This is a genomic window from Chromobacterium paludis (assembly GCF_008275125.1).
GTDB lineage: Bacteria > Pseudomonadota > Gammaproteobacteria > Burkholderiales > Chromobacteriaceae > Chromobacterium > Chromobacterium paludis.
In genome coordinates this window covers 3,011,145-3,028,886 of sequence record NZ_CP043473.1, presented here as the reverse complement: position 1 = coordinate 3,028,886, position 17,742 = coordinate 3,011,145, and the positions used below count along the sequence as shown (strand labels likewise).

Here is a 17,742-nt window from a genome sequence, read left to right as displayed (position 1 = left end):
TCGTTTTCTTGTTTGTTATTCCGGCTGCGCGGGGGCAAGCCGTTCTTCATCCCGGGACACGCGGAACCATTGCGCGTACAGCGCCGGCAGGAACAGCAGGGTCAGCACGGTGGCCACTAGCAGGCCGCCCATGATGGCCACGGCCATCGGTCCCCAGAAGGTGCTGCGGGTCAGCGGAATCATCGCCAGGATGGCGGCTAATGCCGTCAGCATTATGGGCCTAAAACGGCGAACGGTGGAACCGATGATGGCCTCGAAACGGCCGATTCCCTCGCGGATGTCATGTTCGATCTGGTCCACCAGGATAACCGAATTGCGCATGATCATGCCGGACAGCGCGATCACGCCCAGCATGGCGACGAAGCCGAAAGGCGCGTGGAACATGATCAGCGTCAGGGTGACGCCTATCATGCCCAGCGGCGCGGTCAGCACCACCATCAGCGTGCGTTGGAAGCTCTGCAGCTGCAGCATCAGGAGTGTCAGAACTACAACAATCATCAACGGCGCGACGGCGGCGATGGCGCGTTGCGACTTGCCGCTGGACTCCAGCACCCCGCCGGTTTCGATGTGGTAGCCCAGCGGCAGCGTGCGTTCCAGCGCCTGCATCTGCGGCGCAAGTTGGCTGGACACGTCCGCGCCCTGCACGCCGTCCACCACGTCCGCGTTGACGGTGATGGCCGGCAGGCGGTTGCGGCGCCAGATGATGCCTTCTTCCGCTTCGTAGCGGATGTGGCCGATTTGCGAAACGGGCACGAAGCGGCCGCTGCCGGTCTGCACCATCAGGCTGCCCAGCGCGGCCACGTTCTTTTGTTCGCCGGGGTTGAGGCGGGCGACGATGGCGATGCTCTGGTTGCCTTCGCGGTAGGCGCTGACGGCGGAGCCGGAAATCAGCATCTGCAGCTGCTGCGACAGTTGCTGCGTGCTGAGGCCGAGCGCGGCGGCCTTGTCCTGGTCGATGTCTATGCGCAGGGCCTTCACCTGCTCGCCCCAGTTCTGGTTGACGTGCAGGGCGGACGGATGCTTGCGCACCAGCGCCTCCACCTGGTCGGCAATCTTGCGCACCTGCGCATGGTCCGGGCCCATCACGCGGAACTGCACCGGATAGCCCACCGGCGGGCCGTTCTCCAGCCGGGTGACGCGGCCGCGCACCAGGGGGAAGTCGTTGTCGAAAAGCTTCTCCAGGTGCTTTTTCACGTCCTCGCGCACATGTTCGTCTTTCGTCATCACCATCAGCTGCGCGTAGTTGATGTGCTGCTGCTGCTGGTCCAGCGGCAGGTAGAAGCGGGGGCTGCCGCTGCCGACATAGCTGGTGACGCTGACCACGTTGGGATCGGCTTTGGCCAGTTTCTCCATCTTTTCCACCTGTTCCAGCGTGGCGTGGTAGCTGGCGCCGCGCGGCAGCCACATGTCCACCATCAGCTCCGGACGGTTGGAGGAGGGGAAGAACTGCTGGGCGACGAACAGCTTGAAGGCCACCAGCGAGACCAGAAAGGCGGCCAGCGTGGCGGCGATCACCGTTTTGCGGTGGTCCAGGCACCACTCCACCGCGCGGCGGAAACGCTGGTAGAAGGGCTTTTGGTACACATCGTGCTCGCCGCCCTGGTGGGGATGGGCCGGCAGCAGCATATAGCCCAGATAGGGCGTGAACACCACGGCGACGATCCAGGACAGCACCAGCGCGATGCCCACCACGGCGAACAGGCTGAACACGTATTCGCCGGCCATGGACTTGGCCAGGCCCACCGGCAGGAAGGTGGCGGCGGTGATCAGGGTGCCGGTCAGCATGGGAAAGGCGGTGCTGGTGTAAGCGAAGGTGGCGGCCTGGAATTTGTTCCAGCCCTGCTCCAGCTTCAGCGCCATCATTTCCACCGCGATGATGGCGTCATCCACCAACAGGCCCAGCGCGATGATCAGCGAGCCCAGCGAGATGCGCTGCAGGTCGATGTTGAAGAAGTACATGGCGAGGAAGGTCATCGCCAGCACCAGCGGGATGGACAGCGCCACCACCACGCCGGTGCGCAGGCCCAGGCTGAAAAAGCTGACCGCCAGCACAATGACCACGGCCTCCACCAGCGAGCGCATGAACTCGCCCACGGCGTCATGCACCACCTTGGGCTGGTCCGACACGGCGTGGATTTCCACGCCCAGCGGCAGCTTGCTCTTGATGTGGGCGATGGATTGGTCCAGGTTGGCGCCCAGCTTCAGCACGTCGCCGCCGCTCTTCATGCTGATGGCCAGCGCCAGCACCGGCTTGCCGTTGAAGCGCACGCTGGTGGCGGGCGGGTCGATGTAGCCGCGGGACACCGTGGCGATGTCGCCCAGGCGGAAGGTCTTGCCGCCCGCGCTGACCGGCGTGGCGGCCACGGCGGCGACGGAGTCGTACTTGCCGGTGGGGCGCACCCAGATGCGGTCGCTGGCGGTTTCGTAAGTGCCGGCCGGCGTCATCGCGTTCTGCTGCTGCAGCGCCTGCCAGATGGCGCGGCTGTCCAGGCCCAGGCTGGCCAGCTTGGCGCTGGACAGGTCGACGTAGATGCGCTGCTCCTGCCGGCCCAGCACCTGCACCTTGGCCACGTCCGGCACGCGCAGCAGCTCCTGCTTGGCCGATTCGACATATTGGCGCAGCTCCTCGTAGCTGAAGCCGTCGCCGCTGAAGGCGTAGATATTGCCGAAGGTGTCGCCGAATTCGTCATTGAAGAACGGGCCCTGCGCGCCGGAAGGCAGGGTATAGGCGATGTCGCCCAGCTTCTTGCGCACCTGATACCACAGCTGCGGCACGTTCTTGGGCGGCACGTCCTCGCGCAGCGTCACCACCATCACCGTCTCGCCCGGCTTGGTGTAGCTCTGCACGTATTCGATCTCGCCCATCTCCTGCAGCTTTTCCTCCAGCTTGTCGGTGACCTGCTGCTCCATTTCCACCGTGCTGGCGCCGGGCCAGTTGGCTTGCACCAGCATGGACTTGAAAGTGAATTCCGGGTCTTCCTTCTGGCCCAGCTGGGTATAAGCCCAGGCGCCTGCCAGCATCAGCATGATCATCAGGTAGCGCACCAGTGGTTGGTGGCGCAGGGCCCATTCGGACAAATTGAGCTTTTTCATGGTCTCGTCCTCATTGGCCCAGCAGCTTCACGCGCTGCTGCTCATGCAGCAGATGCACGCCGGCGGTCACGATCTTGTCGCCGGGACGCACGCCGGCGGCGATGGCGACGCTGTCGCTGGAGATGGCGCCCACCTCCACCGGCTTGCGGCTGACGCGCAGCGTCTTGTCGTCCACGGTCCAGACATAGTGCTTGCCTTGCAGGTCCAGCACGGCGGTCAGCGGCAGGCTGAGCTGGCGGCTGGCCTGGGCGGGCAGGGCCACGTCGGCGGTCATGCCCAGCTGCAGGCCGTGGCTGTCGCCGCTCAGCGCGATGCGCGCAGGATAGGTGCGGGTGACGGGGTCGGCGTCTGCCGCCAGCTCGCGCAGCTTGCCGTCCAGCGGCGCGCCGCCCTTCCACAGCGTCACGCGGAAGCCGCCGGCCTGGCGCACGGCGGCCAGCGCGTTTTCCGGCACCTGGATGGCCACTTCGCGCGCGCCGTCTTGCGACAGCTTGGCCACCGGCTGGCCGGCGGCCACCACCAGGCCGGGCTCCGCCTGCATCTGGCTGATCACGCCGTCGGCGTCGGCCGTCAGCGTGGCGTAAGCCGTCTGGTTGTGGCTGGCGTCCAGCGCGGCCAGCGCCTGCCTGACCTTGGCCTGGGCGGCGTTGACGCCGTTTTGCTGCGCGTCCACCTGGGCCTGGCTGATGAACTGCTTGGCCAGCAGCTCGCGATAGCGTTTCAGGTTCAGCTGCTGCTGGGAGAGGTCGGATTGGGCGGCGGCCAGCTGCGCCTGTTTGGCGGCCAGGTCCAGCTGGTAGTCGCTGGGATCGAGCCGGGCCAGCGGCTGGCCTTTCTTGACGTGTTCGCCGCTGTTCACCAGCTTGGCCACGACCTTGCCTGCTACGCGGAAGGCGAGCTGAGTCTCGTTGCGGGCGCGGACTTCGCCGGCATAGCTGGCGCCGCCGATGCGGGCGTCGTCGCCGGCGACGACATAGCGTACGGGGCGAATGTCTTCCGGCGCGGCGGTCTTGTCTTGGCAGGCGGTGAGGCTGAGCGCGCCGATCAGCGCCAAGCCCAGTGCGGGGTAGTTTTTCATGATTGTTTGTCCTGGGCGCGGGGGAGCTGCAGCCCCTGCAGCGTCATCCGCAGCGCGGATTGGAGAAAGGCCAGCGGGTCTTGGGTGAGGGTTTCGCAGCAGCCGGGCACTTGGCCGAAGGAGTGGCTCAGTATCATGGTCATCAGCATGGGCGCGGTCAGCATGTCGATGACGTGCTCGATATAAGCCTCGCGGAATTCGCCGCTGTCCATGCCGCGCTGCACGATATGACCCAGCAGCTGGCGCGCCGGGCGTATCACTTCCTCGTAGTAGAACAGGGCCAGCTCCGGGAAATTGGTGGCTTCCGCCGCCATCAGCTTGCACAGTCCGGCCGAGCGGGTGGCGCCGATATGGGTCCACCAATCCTCCAGGGCCAGGCTCAGCAGCTGGCTGCTGCTGGCGTCCTGCAGCTGCGCCAGCTGCGCGCTCATCGCCTGCATGCGGGCGACGATGGTCTCGCGCACCACGGCCTTGAAGATTTCTTCCTTGTTCTGGAAATACAGATAGGGCGTGCCCTTGGTCACGCCGGCCGCCTGCGCGATGTCTTCCATCTTGGTGGCGCGGTAGCCCTTGTCGACGAATAGCGTCAGCGCGGCGTCCAGGATTTCGCTGGGACGCGCGTCCTTCTTGCGCTGCCAGCGGCTGCTGCCGGATTCTCCCATTTTCCACTTTCTGAATTTTTGTTCAGTAATGCCGGCACTGTAAGGGCAATTCCGATGTCCTGCCAATTAATAAATAACAGTTCAGCAATGGCCGTGATTAAAATGCAACACCGCAATCCGCATGGCCCGACTACAGGGCAGCTACGAAGGAGAAACAAAGTGGCGATAGACGCAGCCGACAAGGCGAACATCCTGGCTGAAGCCTTGCCCTATATCCGCGAGTTCGCCGGCAAGACCATCGTGATCAAGTACGGCGGCAACGCCATGACCGACGACGCGCTGAAGGAAGGCTTCGCCAAGGACGTGGTGTTGCTCAAGCTGGTAGGCATCAACCCGGTGGTGGTGCACGGCGGCGGCCCGCAGATCAACGAACTGCTGGCGCGCGTCGGCAAGCAGGGCGAATTCATCCAGGGCATGCGCGTGACCGACGCCGAGACCATGGACGTGGTGGAGATGGTGCTGGGCGGCCAGGTGAACAAGGAAATCGTGTCGCTGATCAACAAGCACGGCGGCAAGGCGGTGGGTCTGACCGGCAAGGACGGCCACTTCATCCGCGCGCGCAAGCTGTACTTGAAGTCGGACGGCGATGAGGCCATCGACATTGGCCAGGTGGGCGAAATTGAGGCCATCGACCCGTCGCTGGTGTCGCTGCTGGACAGCCAGGACTTCATCCCCGTGGTGGCGCCGATAGGCGTGGGCATGGATGGCGAGGCTTACAACATCAACGCCGACCTGGTGGCCGGCAAGCTGGCGGAGACGCTGAAGGCGGAAAAGCTGGTGCTGATGACCAATACGCCGGGCGTGCTGGACAAGCAGGGCCAGCTGCTGACGGGGCTGACGGCGCAGCGCATCGACGAGCTGTTCGCCGACGGCACCATCTCCGGCGGCATGCTGCCCAAGATCAGTTCCGCGCTGGACGCGGCCAAGAACGGCGTGCAGGCGGTCCACATCATAGACGGCCGCGTCAAGCACGCGCTGCTGCTGGAAATCCTCACCGCCGCCGGCGTGGGTACCATGATCCGCGCCTGATCCGGCTTTGGAGCCGCGCCGCGCGGTGTTCTATATTGATGGCATGCCATGTCGCAAGCCGTCATGCGGCGCGCCACGGCTCCAACGCACAGGGGGAGGGCAGCATGCAAACCGTAAGACAATTGCTGGAGAGCAAGGCCAATCGCGCGCTGGTCTACGTCAGTCCGGACAGCACCGTGTTCCAGGCGCTGCAGGTGATGGCGGAAAGCGACATTGGCGCGGTGTTGGTGATGGAGTCCGGCGACATCGTCGGCATTTTCTCGGAGCGCGACTACGCGCGCCGCATCGTGCTGCAGGGGCGGACCTCGGCCGGCACCAAGGTGCGCGACATCATGACCAGCCGCGTGGTCTATGTCACGCCGCAGCAGACGCTGGACCAGTGCATGGCGCTGATGACGGAAAAGCGCATCCGCCACTTGCCGGTGATGGAGGATCAGACCGTATTGGGCATTCTGTCCATCGGCGATCTGGTGCGGGCGACGATAGAAGAACAGGAGCAGGTGATCAACCATCTGGTCCATTACATCCAGTCAGCCTGAGCTTTGTCCCGCCTTTCAAACGGCCCGCCTTGCGCGGGCCGTTGCCGTTCAGAGGCGGATCGGCGCGATGCGCTGGCGCAAGGCCAGCAGGGCCGGCGCCACGCGCTGGCGCATCGCCGCCTCGTCGAAGGCGAAGGCCGGGCCGCTGGCGTTCAGCGCCATGGCCGGCTGGCCGGGCAGCAGGGCCGGCAAGTGCGCGCCCACCGCCATCACGTCCGGTTCGTATTCGCCGAAGGAGGCGGTATAGCCGTCGGCCTGATAGTCGGCGCAAGCCTGGCGCAAGCGCGCCTCCAGCGCGGGCCAGCCTGCGCCGTAGCGTTCGGCCAATAGCGGCAGCACCGCCTGCTGCTCCAGCGGCGGCAGGCCGGCGAAATAGGCGCGGCCGATGGCAGTGGTGGCCAGCGGCACGCGCGAGCCGGTGAACAGCTGCACCGACACCCGCGCCTGGCTGCGGCAGCTTTCCAGGTACACCATGTCGCTGCCGTCGCGCAGGGCCAGGCTGACCGACACATTGTTGGCCAGCGCGAACTCGCGCATCAGCGGCGCGGCGGCCGCGCGCGCGTCGTAGCCGGCCAGCGCCGCCGTGCCCAGCGCCAGCAGCGCCAGGCCCAGCCGGTAGGGGCCGCCGTCGCTCTCCGGCTGCAGATAGCCCAGCCGCGTCAGCGTGTAGCTGAGCCGCGACACCGTGGACTTGGGCAGGCCGGTGCGGCGCGCCAGCTCCTGATTGGACAGCGCGCCCTCTCCGGGGCGAAACGCCGCCAGCACTTCCAGCCCGCGCGCCAGCGCGGTGACGAATTGGCGGTCTTCTTGCTGTTGCATCCTCTTCCCCCCCATTGAGACAAGAAAATTGCCGCATGACGAATAAATCGCTTTACAAGCGGGCGGCAGAGTGATTAGTCTATTTTGCATGGTGAAATTCAATTCCGCAATGCGGAACTAAGTGGGAGAGGTCAGATGGCAGCAAACTCGCAGCGCGCCGCATTCGCTTGGGAAGATCCCTTGCTGTTGATGGAGCAGTTGACCGACGAAGAGAAGCTGGCGTGGCAAAGCGCGCATGAGTACTGCCAGGAGCGGCTGCTGCCGCGCGTGCTGACCGCCAACCGCGAAGAGCGCTTCGACCGCGAAATCATCAGCGAGATGGGCGAGCTGGGCTTCCTCGGCTGCACCATCGAAGGCTATGGCTGCGCCGGCCTGTCCCACGTCGCCTATGGCCTGGTGGCGCGCGAAGTGGAGCGCGTCGATTCCGGCTACCGCTCGGCGATGAGCGTGCAATCGTCGCTGGTGATGCACCCGATCTGGGCCTATGGCTCCGACGCGCAAAAAGACAAATATCTGCCCAAGCTCGCCAGCGGCGAGTGGCTGGGCTGTTTCGGCCTGACCGAGCCCGACTCCGGCTCCGACCCGGCCAGCATGAAGACCCGCGCCCGCAAGGTGGACGGCGGCTATCTCTTGTCCGGCAGCAAGATGTGGATCACCAACAGTCCGGCCGCCGACGTGTTCGTGGTCTGGGCCAAGGACGACGAGGACGAGATTCGCGGCTTCATCCTGGAGAAGGGGATGAAAGGCCTGTCCGCCCCGGCCATCCACGGCAAGTTTTCCTTGCGCGCGTCCATCACCGGCGAAATCGTGATGGACGATGTGCTGGTGTCGGAGGAGCAGCTGCTGCCGGGCGTCAAGGGCCTGAAGGGTCCGTTTGGCTGCCTGAACAAGGCGCGCTACGGCATCGCCTGGGGCGCCATGGGCGCCGCCGAGTTCTGCTGGCAGGCCGCGCGCCAGTACACGCTGGACCGCCAGCAGTTCGGCCGTCCGCTGGCCGCCAACCAGCTGATCCAGCTGAAACTGGCCAATATGCAGACCGAAATCGCGCTGGGCCTGCAAGCCGCGCTGCGCGTGGGCCGGCTGATGGACGAGGGCCGCGCCGCGCCGGAAATGATCTCGCTGATCAAGCGCAATAACTGCGGCAAGGCGCTGGACATCGCCCGCGTCGCCCGCGACATGCACGGCGGCAACGGCATCAGCGACGAATTCCATGTGATCCGCCACGTGATGAATCTGGAGGCGGTCAACACTTACGAGGGCACGCATGATGTGCATGCCCTGATTCTGGGCCGAGCCCAGACCGGTATTCAGGCGTTTGCCTGATAAGCCGGCGCGGCCGGAGGTCCGGCCGCGCCGTTGATTCCTGTCTGTCCTTTGTGGGCCCGGCTTGTCGCCGGGCCGCTTTTTTTCACGGGACGACGGATGGCTAAGCGAACAGCGGCGGAGGAGAGCGCGATGGCGGGAGCGTTGGCGGGCATCAAGGTGGTGGATTTGAGCCGGGTGTTGGCGGGGCCGTGGGCCAGCCAGCTATTGGCCGATCTGGGCGCGGACGTGGTCAAGATAGAAAAGCCAGGCAGCGGCGACGACACGCGGCAGTGGGCGCCGCCCAGCCTGCCGGACGGCCGCGCGGCCTATTATCTGTGCGCCAATCGCGGCAAGCGCTCGCTGACCGTGGACATCACGCAGCCGGCCGGCCAGGAAATCGTGCGCAAATTGGCGGCGGACGCCGATGTGGTGCTGGAAAACTACAAGGTGGGGGGGCTGAGGAAATACGGCCTGGATTACGACAGCCTGAAGGCGATCAATCCGCGGCTGGTGTATTGCTCCATCACCGGATTCGGCCAGGATGGGCCTTACGCCACTCTGGCCGGCTACGACTATATCGTGCAGGGCATGTCCGGACTGATGAGCATCACCGGCCCGTCCGACGGCGAGCCGCACAAGGTGGGCGTGGCGGTGTCCGACCTGTTCACCGGCCTCTACGCCGCCAACGCGGTGCAGGCGGCGCTGATCGCGCGCGAGCGCAGCGGCGAGGGCCAGCATATCGACATGGCGCTGTTCGACTGCTCGCTGGCCATGCTGGCCAATGTGGCGTCCAACTGGCTGGTGGGGCGCAAGACGCCGCCGCGCTTGGGCAACGCCCACGCCAATATCGTGCCTTACCAAGTGTTCGCGGCCGCGGATGGCCATTTCATCCTGGCCTGCGGCAACGACAAGCAGTTCGCCGAAGTGTGCCGGCTGATCGGCCAGCCGCAGTGGTCGCGCGATCCGCGCTATGCCACCAATCCGCAGCGGGTGGCCAATCGCGGCCAGTTGGTACCGCTGTTGGCCCAGGCCTTCCGCCGCCAGGCGCGCGAGCACTGGCTGACGGCGCTGGACCAGGCCGGCGTGCCCTGCGGGCCGATCAACGACGTGGCCGAGGCTTTCGCCGATCCACAGGCGCAGGCGCGGGGCATGGAGTTGGCAATGCGGGACGCCGAGGGACGCGAAGTGCCCATGGTGGGGTGTCCGATCAAACTATCCGGCACGCCGGTCGAGTACAATCTAGCTCCGCCCGATCTGGGCGAACATACTGAGCAGATCTTGCGCGCGCTGGGTTACGCGGAAAGGGACATTGTCGCATTGCGCCACAATGGCACCGTTTAAACGCTTGTTTGATTTTGACGTCTCGCCATCTTCATAGCATGATGTCAATCAAATCAATAAGTCCCAGCGGGCGCAAAGGAGAAACGGTGCAACGCGAATACATGGAATACGACGTAGTGATCGTCGGCGGCGGCCCATCCGGCCTGTCCGCGGCGATCCGTCTGAAACAATTGGCCGAGCAGCAGGGCCGCGACATCAGCGTCTGTCTGCTGGAGAAGGGCTCCGAGATCGGCGCCCACATCCTGTCCGGCGCGGTGATCGAAACCGGCGCGCTGACCGAGCTGCTGCCCAACTGGAAGGAATTGGACGCGCCGCTGAACACGCCGGCGCTGTCCGACCGCTTCCTCTATCTGACCGAGACCGAGTCCATCCAGCTGCCCACGCCGCCGCAGATGCATAACGAGGGCAACTACATCGTCAGCCTGGGCAATTTCTGTCGTTGGCTGGGCCAGCAGGCCGAAAACCTGGGCGTGGAGATCTATCCTGGCTTCGCGGCGGCCGAAGTGCTGTATCACGCCGACGGCTCGGTCAAAGGCGTGGCCACCGGCGCCGTGGGCACCGGCAAGAACGGCGACCAGGATGGCGAGCCAGGCATGGAGCTGTGGGCCAAGCAGACGATCTTCGCCGAAGGCTGTAGAGGTTCGCTGACCAAGACCCTGCTGTCGCGCTTTAAGCTGACCGACGGTTCCGATCCGCAAACCTTCGGCATCGGCATCAAGGAATTGTGGGAAGTGCCGGCGGAAAACCATCAGCCCGGCCATATCACGCATACGGTGGGCTGGCCGATGGACACCGCCACTTATGGCGGCTCCTTCCTCTACCACCTGGAAGACAATTTGGTGGCGGTGGGCTTCGTGGTGGGCCTGGACTACCAGAATCCTTATCTGTCGCCGTTTGAGGAATTCCAGCGCTTCAAGACCCATCCGGCGATCAAGAAGACGTTCGAAGGCGGCCGCCGCGTGTCCTACGGCGCGCGCGCGCTGGCGGAAGGCGGTCTGCAAAGTCTGCCCAAGCTGACTTTCCCGGGCGGCGTTTTAGTTGGCGACACCGCCGGCTTCCTCAATGTGCCCAAGATCAAGGGTACCCACACGGCGATGAAATCCGCCATGCTGGCGGCTGAGGCGGTGTTCGAACTGCTGGGCGACGAGGCCCAGGCGCAGGGCGGCGAGGCCAAGGCTTACTCGGCCAAGTTCAAGCAGAGCTGGGTGCATGACGAGCTGTACAAGGTGCGCAACATCCGCCCGTCCTTCCGCTGGGGCCTGTGGCCGGCCATGATTTATTCGGCCATCGACACCTTCCTGTTCCGCGGCCGCGCGCCGTGGACGCTGCGCCACAAGCATGCCGACAACGAGGCGCTGCGCCCGGCCTATGAATGCAACCGCATCCCGTATCCCAAGCCGGACGGCGTGCTGACCTTCGACCGCCTGTCCTCGGTGTTCATCTCCAACGCCAACCACAGCGAAGACCAGCCGGCCCACCTGAAGTTGAAGGACGCCTCGGTGCCCATCGCCATCAATCTGGCCAAGTACGACGCGCCAGAGCAGCGCTACTGCCCGGCCGGCGTGTACGAGATCGTCGGCCAGGACGAGGGCGCGCCGCGTCTGCAGATCAACGCGCAGAACTGCGTGCACTGCAAGACCTGCGACATCAAGGACCCGACCCAGAATATCAACTGGGTGACGCCGGAAGGCGGCGGCGGGCCGAACTACCCGAATATGTAAACGGGCGTTCCACGCCGCGCGAGGCCGGGTTTCCTGCGGGAAACCCGGCTTTTTTGTTTTGATCGCCGGCAAGCCAGGGGAAACAATGGCTTGACGGCCGGCGCCATCGTTGGCAGCATGGCCTTATGCAAGCCCGAACCGTATTTTTCGCCCATGCTTATTATTGGTACCGCCCCTCCCGGCGGCGCCAGGGATAGGCTCGGCTTTCAGGTTCACCGAGCGCATACCCGACCATGCCGCCGATTACCGGCGGCATTTGTGTTTGCAGTCTCAGCGCAATACATGGTCTCCGGTCAGGCGGATTGCACGCTTCAGGAGATAGAGCCATGCACGAAATCAGCGACATCCGCATTCTCGCCCCCCACGCCCAGCCGCATGCCGCGGCGCGGGCGCTGTATCCGGTCGCGCTGTCGACCGACGGCGAGCGGCTGGCGTATCGTCCCGGCTCGCCGCAAGCGCTGCCGGAGCGCGCCTGCCTGCTGGAGTCCCTGCTGCCCGAGATCCGCCAACTGGCGCTGCACCTGGCCATGCGGCGCGGCCTGCCGCCGGGCGCCACGCCGGCGCGCATCGCCGAGCCGGCCGACTGGCTGGCGGCGCGGCTCTTGCTGTTGGCGTGGCGGCAGCTGGAGGTGGGCTTGGACGAGTTGGCCGGGCTGGATGAGGCCAACCGCCGGGCGGAGCGATTGGCGGAGGCCGCCGGCTGGGAGTGGACGCCGGTCTTGCCGGTGTTGTCTCCCGCGCGGCGGGCGGATGGCGTGTTGCGAGGCTGGAGCGATGCGCCAGCCCCTGCGATGGATGAGGGCGCGGTGCCGGCCAGCCTGGCGTTTCGCCGCACGGCGGCGGCGCGCTTCGCCGCCTTGTTCGCGCGTTGAGAGATGAAAATAGAGAGGAGAGGCGAATGGAGCTGGAGCTGCTGGACGAGAACGAACGGAAGCTGAACAATCTGACGCTGACCGTCTATATCCTGCAGGCGGTGAGCCTGCTGGTGGGCGTGACCGCCATCGTCGGCGTGATCATCAATTACGTGAAGCGCGACGACGTGCGCGGCACCTTGTACGAGAGCCATTTCGAGTGGCAGATCCGCACCTTCTGGCTGGCGCTGCTGGGCTATGTCGTCGGCTTCGCCACGATCTGGCTGCTGGTGGGCGGCGTGGTGTTGTTCGCGGTGTGGGTGTGGTATATCTACCGCGTTGTCAAAGGCTTCCTGTATTTCAACGACCGCAAGCCCATGCCCGCCAAATGAAAAGGCGGGCGCCAGGGCGCCCGCAAACGGCTCTGCGCGAACCGGTAAAAATGCGGCCGGGTAGGGCCCGGCCAGGATGGTTTTGTCCACATGCTACGCCGCTGACGGCGATCTGGCCGTGCAAGCAGACAAACGCTTGTTCCACGTCAAGCCTGGCAGCATGCCGCCGGCTTTGGCACAATGCCCAACTCCCATCTATATCTGCCATCATGCAAGCCGAAGACCTGATCGCCCTCACCACCCGCGCCATGCCTTTCGGCAAGCACAAGGGCACGCTGATTTGCGAGCTGCCGGGCCATTACCTGAACTGGTTCGCCCGCGAAGGCTTCCCGCCGGGCGAGATCGGCCGCTTGCTGCAATTGATGCAAGAACTGGACCACAACGGTCTGACTTATCTGCTGGACCCGATTAGAAAGCGTTAACTATGGCAATCCAATGGTTTCCCGGCCATATGAACAAGGCGCGCAAGGATGTCGCCGAGCGCCTGAAAGATATCGACGTCGTCATCGAGCTGCTGGACGCCCGCCTGCCGGCCTCCAGCGCCAACCCGATGCTGGCGCGCATGGCCAAGGGCAAGCCGCGGCTGATGATTTTGAACAAGCAGGACCTGGCCGATCCGGCCGTGACCGAACAATGGCTGGCCTGGTACCGCGCCCGCAAGCAGACCGAGGCGCTGGGCATGGATGCCGGCGAGCGCGCGCCGGCGCAGCGCCTGATCGCGGCCTGCCGCGCGCTGGCGCCGACCCGCGGCGGCCTGGAAAAGCCGCTGCGCGTGCTGATTTGCGGCATTCCCAATGTCGGCAAGTCCACATTGATCAACAGCATGTCCAGCCGCAAGATCGCCAAGACCGGCAATATGCCCGGCGTGACCAAGAACGAGCAGCGCATCATCCTGGCCGACGACTTCGAGCTGTACGACACGCCCGGCATGCTGTGGCCCAAGATCGAGGTGGAAGAGGGCGGCTATAACCTGGCCGCCAGCGGCGCCGTCGGCCGCAACGCCATGGACGAGGAGGAGGTGTCGCTGGAGCTGCTGAAGTACCTGCTGGTCCACTACCGCGCCGAGCTGGCCGCGCGCTACAAGTTTGACGTGGAGGAACTGGACGGCGCACAGGACTGGCAGGCGCTGGAGCTGATCGGCAAGCGCCGCGGCGCGGTGCTGTCCGGCGGCCGCATCAATATGCAAAAGGCGGCGGAAATCGTGCTGACCGACTTCCGCGACGGCCAGACCGGCCGCATCACGCTGGAGCGTCCGGAAGAGTGGGTGGAGTGGGAAAAGCGCGCCAAGATTCTGGCAGCCGAACGAGCCATTTTGCGGGAAGAGAAGCTGAAAGATAAAGAAGGCCGCAAGCAAGGCAGCCGCTGATGTCAAAAAGCCCGGAGCATCCGGGCTTAATGTGATGGTCAGCCTGACCTAAATGCCTCAGCAGGCGTCAAACCTGCTGAGGCATTTTTTCTTCTTCGGGGAGAGCATCATGGCAACCGTCACACTCATCGGTCTGGATATCGGCAAGCACAGCTTTCATCTGATTGGGCACGACCCGCGCGGCAACCCGGTCCTCAAGAAGCAGTTCAATCGCAACAGTCTCATCGAATTTCTCGCGAAACAGCCTCCCTGCCGCATCGTGATGGAGGCCTGCTGCGGCGCGCACTGGCTGGCACGCAAGCTGACGGGCTTCGGTCATACCGTACAACTGATCGCACCGCAGTACATCCGCCCGTTTGTCTTCGGCAACAAGAACGATTTCATCGATGCCCAGGCCATCTGCGAGGCGGCTACGCGCCCGACCATGCGCTACGTTGCCGCCAAGAGTGCCGAACAGCAAGCCTTGTCGGCACTGCATCGCCTGCGGGAATCTCGCATTGCCGAACGAATACAGACCAACAACCAGATCCATGCGCTGCTGCTGGAGTTCGGCATCGCGCTTCCTGTCGGGGTACGGGGGATCACGCAGCTGCCGATGCTGCTGATGGACGAGACCAACGGCTTGCCCGTCAAGGCCCGGCAGATCCTGCAACGCCAGCTGGATCACTACCGTCTGCTCAAGACCGAGATCGACGAGCTGGATCACGAGATTGCCACAGAAGCCCGACAGGACGATGTCGCCCGGCGGTTGATGACCATTCCCGGCATCGGTGCGATCACCGCCAGCCAGTTGTCGGCGGACGCCGGCAATGCCAAGGGCTATGGCAATGCCCGTGACTTTGCGGCATCGCTGGGTCTGGTCCCGCGACAATACTCGACAGGCGGGAAGTCCAAGCTGCTGGGCATCAGCAAACGCGGTGACAAGAGCCTGCGTCGCCTGCTGGTGCAATGCGCACGGGTGATCATGCAGAACGCGCCGCGCTGGAAGAGTGCGATGGCAGCGTGGACGGTGGCGCTGATGCAGCGTCGCCACTCGAATATCGTGGCCTGCGCACTGGCCAACAAACTGGCACGGGTCGTGTGGGCGCTACTCGCCAAAGGCGGCGAGTACCGTCCCCAGGCCCGCGCACTGACTGAAATGCAAACCGCCGGGTAAACCCGGCGGCGAGTAGAAGCCTGCTTTTGCCAAGACAGATACTGATGACGACAACCGGCCCACGGCCTGCAGGATACCCCGATCGTAAAAACAGTCATGACAGACTGAGGGCTTTTTAGGGACTTGCAGGAGCGGCTCACATCATGGATCGGGCTCTATTGTGCCCATCAAGAATCCGGATAGATTAGAGCAAGCCTACCCCGTCATGATTCATCAGCACGCTGTTCTTGCAAAGGTCAGGCTGACCATAGATTTTATTTGCGGCGCGACGGATCAGGCGATGGTGTCGACGATGCTGCCGTTAAAGCTGTCTGCCACCGCTTCGCCGGCCAGCGCCGGATTCTGCTTCAGGATGGTCGCCCAGTCGCCGTTGAGGGATGACGCGGCGCCGCTGGCGCCGCCCAGGTTTTGCGACACGATTTGCTGATCCGTGCTGTCCTGCGCCGAGACGCCGCTGTTTGGCGACAGCGCGCTGCCTTGCAGCGTGCCGGCGGTAGCGAAACTGTTCAGCAGCCCGGTGGCGTCGTAAGTGGCGAAGCTGTCGCCGGCGCCGCCGCCCAGCGCGACGACGGCGCTGGATTCCTGCGCCAGTTGCGCGGCTTCGCTGGCTAGGGCCGAGGTGGCGTTGCCGTTTTGCACCACGGGAGACGGCACGCTGCCGCCGTTCAGCAGCGCGGCGCTGGCCAAAGAAATCTGCGCAGTCTGGCTGATGCTCATGGCGGGACTCCCGGATAATCGACTGGATACCCGAAGTATCGACGCTTGGCCTGTCGGCCTCAATCCCCTTTAACGCTTGCTAACAAATCAATGGCTTAGCGGCATCATCCGCGCGTCAACAGCCATGCGCCGGCGGCGGCGAACAGCAGCATCAGCAACTGGCCGGCCCGCACGCTCCAGTGCGCGCCACTTTCCAGGCACGCCTGCCCCGGCCTGGCTGGGTTGTAGCGGACTTGCACCGAGGCGCCGGCTGGGTAGCGGTTGACCGTGTCTCGCGCCAGCGTCGGGCTGCCGCCGAAACCGGCGTCGGGAATGCGGATGGCGTTCGATTGATGGCTTTGGCCGTTGACCGGGTAGCGGTAGACAATGTCGGCGCGGTATTCGCGCTGATCGCTATGGTCGCCGCCGCGGCGGGGCCGTTCCTCCACCTGGCTGCGCTCGACGACACCGATGGCGATGGGCCAGTCCTGCGCCGCGTTGGCCAGTTGCGCCTGGCGCCATAGCCAGCAGAAGCCGGCGATGCCGATGGCGATCAGCAGCAGGGCGGGGATTTTGTCCGGCATCAGACGGCGATGCCGGGGTGTTCGAACCAGCCGGCGAGAATGGCCTGGGCGGCCACCTGGTCCAGCGCCGGCTTTTGCTTGCGCCCCTTTTTGACCCCGGCTTCTTCCAGCATCTGTTCGGCGATGACCGAGGTGTAGCGCTCGTCCACCAGCCATACCGGCAGGCCGAAACGGCCTTTGAGCCGGTTGGCGAAGCGGCGCGACAGCGCCGACAGCTCATGCTCGACGCCGTCCGGGTGCATGGGCAGGCCCACCACCAGTTGCTTGGGCTGCCATTCCGTAATCAGCTTGGCGATGGCGGCGAAGCGCTCGTCGGTGACGGCCGTGTCTATGGTGGCCAGCGGATGGGGAATGCCGAGAATCGTGTCGCCGACGGCGACGCCGATGCGGCGTTCGCCGAAGTCAAAAGCCAAGGCGCAACCTTCAGGCATGGCCGACATCCGATGACAGCAGGGACGGGTCGAAGCCCAGCAAGGCCATGGCGGCGTCGTAGCGCGCCTCGCAGGGCAAGTCGAAGACGATGCTTGGATCGGCCGGCACGGTCAGCCAGCCGTTGTCGGCGATTTCCTGTTCCAGCTGTCCCGCGGACCAGCCGGCATAGCCCAGCGAGATCAGCAGCTTTTCCGGCTTCTGGCCTTGCGACACCGCTGTCAGCACATCCTTGGACGTGGTCAGCGCGATATCGTCGGTCACCATCAGGCTGGATTGCCAGTTGCCGGCCGGCTGGTGCAGCACGAAGCCGCGGTCCGGCTGCACCGGTCCGCCGAAGTAGACCTGGCCGGTGCGGGTGCCTTCGTCGTCCAGCGGCAGGTCGATTTGATCGAACAACTGCGCCATGGCGATGCCGGACGGCTTGTTGATGATCAGGCCCATGGCGCCGTGCTCGCCGTGCTCGCACAGATAGACCAGCGACTTGGCGAACAGCGGGTCGCCCATGCCGGGCATGGCGATCAGGAAGTGATGGGACAGCGATAAGGATTCCATACGGCCATTATGGCACAACTGCCATGCCCGCTGGCTAGCCCCCCCAATGGCGGGGCCGGGCTGGAACGCCGCGCCGCCCCGCAGCGGGCCGCGGCCTGATAAAATGAACGGTTTGCTCCCTTTTGC

The 17,742-nt window shown here is 64.8% G+C and carries 18 protein-coding genes; 10 read left to right on the top strand and 8 right to left on the bottom strand.

Annotated elements, in window-relative coordinates:
• Positions 1-15: 15 nt before the first annotated feature.
• Genes FYK34_RS14315 through FYK34_RS14305 form a run of 3 tightly spaced genes read right to left on the bottom strand, consistent with a single transcriptional unit; the run spans position 16 to position 4,833 of the window.
• Entirely contained in the window at positions 16-3,093 is a 3,078-nt protein-coding gene (locus FYK34_RS14315) for an efflux RND transporter permease subunit (RefSeq protein ID WP_149297518.1), read from the bottom strand.
• Positions 3,094-3,103: 10 nt separating this feature from the next.
• The gene (locus FYK34_RS14310; RefSeq protein ID WP_149297516.1) at positions 3,104-4,171 is read right to left on the bottom strand and encodes an efflux RND transporter periplasmic adaptor subunit; all 1,068 of its coding nucleotides are present in this window, start codon (positions 4,169-4,171) and stop codon (positions 3,104-3,106) included.
• Positions 4,168-4,833 (bottom strand): TetR/AcrR family transcriptional regulator, encoded by a 666-nt coding sequence (locus FYK34_RS14305; protein ID WP_149297514.1) that lies wholly within the window; start codon positions 4,831-4,833, stop codon positions 4,168-4,170. The genes FYK34_RS14310 and FYK34_RS14305 overlap by 4 nt, the downstream gene beginning before the upstream one ends.
• A gap of 159 nt (positions 4,834-4,992) precedes the next feature.
• On the opposite strand from FYK34_RS14305, the gene argB reads away from it, so the two are divergent.
• Entirely contained in the window at positions 4,993-5,862 is an 870-nt protein-coding gene (gene argB, locus FYK34_RS14300; protein ID WP_149297512.1) for an acetylglutamate kinase, read from the top strand.
• A 104-nt stretch (positions 5,863-5,966) separates the two neighbouring features.
• Positions 5,967-6,401, top strand: a complete 435-nt coding sequence (locus FYK34_RS14295; RefSeq protein WP_149297510.1) for a CBS domain-containing protein — start codon at positions 5,967-5,969, stop codon at positions 6,399-6,401.
• 48 nt (positions 6,402-6,449) lie between these two features.
• Here FYK34_RS14295 and FYK34_RS14290 read toward each other — a convergent pair whose 3' ends face one another.
• Positions 6,450-7,220: an IclR family transcriptional regulator gene (locus FYK34_RS14290; protein WP_149297508.1), complete on the bottom strand. Its 771-nt coding sequence runs from the start codon at positions 7,218-7,220 to the stop codon at positions 6,450-6,452.
• Between the two features lie 135 nt (positions 7,221-7,355).
• On the opposite strand from FYK34_RS14290, the gene FYK34_RS14285 reads away from it, so the two are divergent.
• From FYK34_RS14285 to FYK34_RS14250, 8 genes are all read left to right on the top strand, one after another.
• On the top strand, positions 7,356-8,543 hold the full coding sequence (locus FYK34_RS14285; protein ID WP_149297506.1) for an acyl-CoA dehydrogenase: 1,188 nt from the start codon (positions 7,356-7,358) through the stop codon (positions 8,541-8,543).
• A 99-nt stretch (positions 8,544-8,642) separates the two neighbouring features.
• On the top strand, positions 8,643-9,866 hold the full coding sequence (locus tag FYK34_RS14280; protein ID WP_331252013.1) for a CaiB/BaiF CoA transferase family protein: 1,224 nt from the start codon (positions 8,643-8,645) through the stop codon (positions 9,864-9,866).
• 101 nt (positions 9,867-9,967) lie between these two features.
• Positions 9,968-11,587, top strand: a complete 1,620-nt coding sequence (locus FYK34_RS14275; protein ID WP_149299988.1) for an electron transfer flavoprotein-ubiquinone oxidoreductase — start codon at positions 9,968-9,970, stop codon at positions 11,585-11,587.
• A 326-nt stretch (positions 11,588-11,913) separates the two neighbouring features.
• Positions 11,914-12,459: a hypothetical protein gene (locus FYK34_RS14270; RefSeq protein ID WP_149297504.1), complete on the top strand. Its 546-nt coding sequence runs from the start codon at positions 11,914-11,916 to the stop codon at positions 12,457-12,459.
• A 26-nt stretch (positions 12,460-12,485) separates the two neighbouring features.
• Positions 12,486-12,830: a DUF4870 family protein gene (locus tag FYK34_RS14265; protein ID WP_174774522.1), complete on the top strand. Its 345-nt coding sequence runs from the start codon at positions 12,486-12,488 to the stop codon at positions 12,828-12,830.
• Between the two features lie 209 nt (positions 12,831-13,039).
• Positions 13,040-13,252 carry a DUF3820 family protein gene (locus tag FYK34_RS14260; protein ID WP_149297502.1) on the top strand — a complete coding sequence of 71 codons (213 nt, stop codon included), beginning with the start codon at positions 13,040-13,042 and terminating at the stop codon, positions 13,250-13,252.
• A gap of 2 nt (positions 13,253-13,254) precedes the next feature.
• A complete protein-coding gene (gene ylqF / locus FYK34_RS14255) occupies positions 13,255-14,196 on the top strand; it encodes a ribosome biogenesis GTPase YlqF (protein WP_149297500.1) in 942 nt (313 codons plus the stop codon).
• Positions 14,197-14,305: 109 nt separating this feature from the next.
• Positions 14,306-15,352 carry an IS110 family RNA-guided transposase gene (locus FYK34_RS14250; RefSeq protein ID WP_149295158.1) on the top strand — a complete coding sequence of 349 codons (1,047 nt, stop codon included), beginning with the start codon at positions 14,306-14,308 and terminating at the stop codon, positions 15,350-15,352.
• Between the two features lie 273 nt (positions 15,353-15,625).
• On the opposite strand, the gene FYK34_RS14245 is transcribed toward FYK34_RS14250, so the two are convergent.
• The 4 genes from FYK34_RS14245 to FYK34_RS14230 form a co-directional block, all read right to left on the bottom strand.
• A complete protein-coding gene (locus FYK34_RS14245; protein ID WP_149297498.1) occupies positions 15,626-16,069 on the bottom strand; it encodes a hypothetical protein in 444 nt (147 codons plus the stop codon).
• A gap of 104 nt (positions 16,070-16,173) precedes the next feature.
• Complete coding sequence (locus FYK34_RS14240) at positions 16,174-16,632, bottom strand: DUF3592 domain-containing protein (RefSeq protein WP_149297496.1); 459 nt, start codon at positions 16,630-16,632, stop codon at positions 16,174-16,176.
• Positions 16,632-17,072, bottom strand: a complete 441-nt coding sequence (ruvX, locus tag FYK34_RS14235) for a Holliday junction resolvase RuvX (protein WP_168209754.1) — start codon at positions 17,070-17,072, stop codon at positions 16,632-16,634. The genes FYK34_RS14240 and ruvX overlap by 1 nt, the downstream gene beginning before the upstream one ends.
• Positions 17,056-17,616, bottom strand: a complete 561-nt coding sequence (locus tag FYK34_RS14230; protein ID WP_149297492.1) for a YqgE/AlgH family protein — start codon at positions 17,614-17,616, stop codon at positions 17,056-17,058. Before FYK34_RS14230 ends, ruvX begins: the two co-directional genes overlap by 17 nt.
• Between the last annotated feature and the right edge of the window lie 126 nt (positions 17,617-17,742).

Bases quoted from the DNA above. Each gene is read 5' to 3' on its own strand.
- FYK34_RS14290 (WP_149297508.1), bottom strand. From the start codon at position 7,220: ATGCAACAGCAAGAAGACCGCCAATTCGTCACCGCGCTGGCGCGCGGG.
- FYK34_RS14245 (WP_149297498.1), bottom strand. From the start codon at position 16,069: ATGAGCATCAGCCAGACTGCGCAGATTTCTTTGGCCAGCGCCGCGCTG.
- FYK34_RS14305 (WP_149297514.1), bottom strand. From the start codon at position 4,833: ATGGGAGAATCCGGCAGCAGCCGCTGGCAGCGCAAGAAGGACGCGCGT.
- FYK34_RS14270 (WP_149297504.1), top strand. From the start codon at position 11,914: ATGCACGAAATCAGCGACATCCGCATTCTCGCCCCCCACGCCCAGCCG.
- FYK34_RS14275 (WP_149299988.1), top strand. From the start codon at position 9,968: ATGGAATACGACGTAGTGATCGTCGGCGGCGGCCCATCCGGCCTGTCC.
- FYK34_RS14250 (WP_149295158.1), top strand. From the start codon at position 14,306: ATGGCAACCGTCACACTCATCGGTCTGGATATCGGCAAGCACAGCTTT.
- ylqF (WP_149297500.1), top strand. From the start codon at position 13,255: ATGGCAATCCAATGGTTTCCCGGCCATATGAACAAGGCGCGCAAGGAT.
- FYK34_RS14265 (WP_174774522.1), top strand. From the start codon at position 12,486: ATGGAGCTGGAGCTGCTGGACGAGAACGAACGGAAGCTGAACAATCTG.
- FYK34_RS14285 (WP_149297506.1), top strand. From the start codon at position 7,356: ATGGCAGCAAACTCGCAGCGCGCCGCATTCGCTTGGGAAGATCCCTTG.
- FYK34_RS14260 (WP_149297502.1), top strand. From the start codon at position 13,040: ATGCAAGCCGAAGACCTGATCGCCCTCACCACCCGCGCCATGCCTTTC.
- FYK34_RS14240 (WP_149297496.1), bottom strand. From the start codon at position 16,632: ATGCCGGACAAAATCCCCGCCCTGCTGCTGATCGCCATCGGCATCGCC.
- FYK34_RS14315 (WP_149297518.1), bottom strand. From the start codon at position 3,093: ATGAAAAAGCTCAATTTGTCCGAATGGGCCCTGCGCCACCAACCACTG.
- FYK34_RS14310 (WP_149297516.1), bottom strand. From the start codon at position 4,171: ATGAAAAACTACCCCGCACTGGGCTTGGCGCTGATCGGCGCGCTCAGC.
- FYK34_RS14230 (WP_149297492.1), bottom strand. From the start codon at position 17,616: ATGGAATCCTTATCGCTGTCCCATCACTTCCTGATCGCCATGCCCGGC.
- FYK34_RS14280 (WP_331252013.1), top strand. From the start codon at position 8,643: ATGGCTAAGCGAACAGCGGCGGAGGAGAGCGCGATGGCGGGAGCGTTG.
- ruvX (WP_168209754.1), bottom strand. From the start codon at position 17,072: ATGTCGGCCATGCCTGAAGGTTGCGCCTTGGCTTTTGACTTCGGCGAA.
- FYK34_RS14295 (WP_149297510.1), top strand. From the start codon at position 5,967: ATGCAAACCGTAAGACAATTGCTGGAGAGCAAGGCCAATCGCGCGCTG.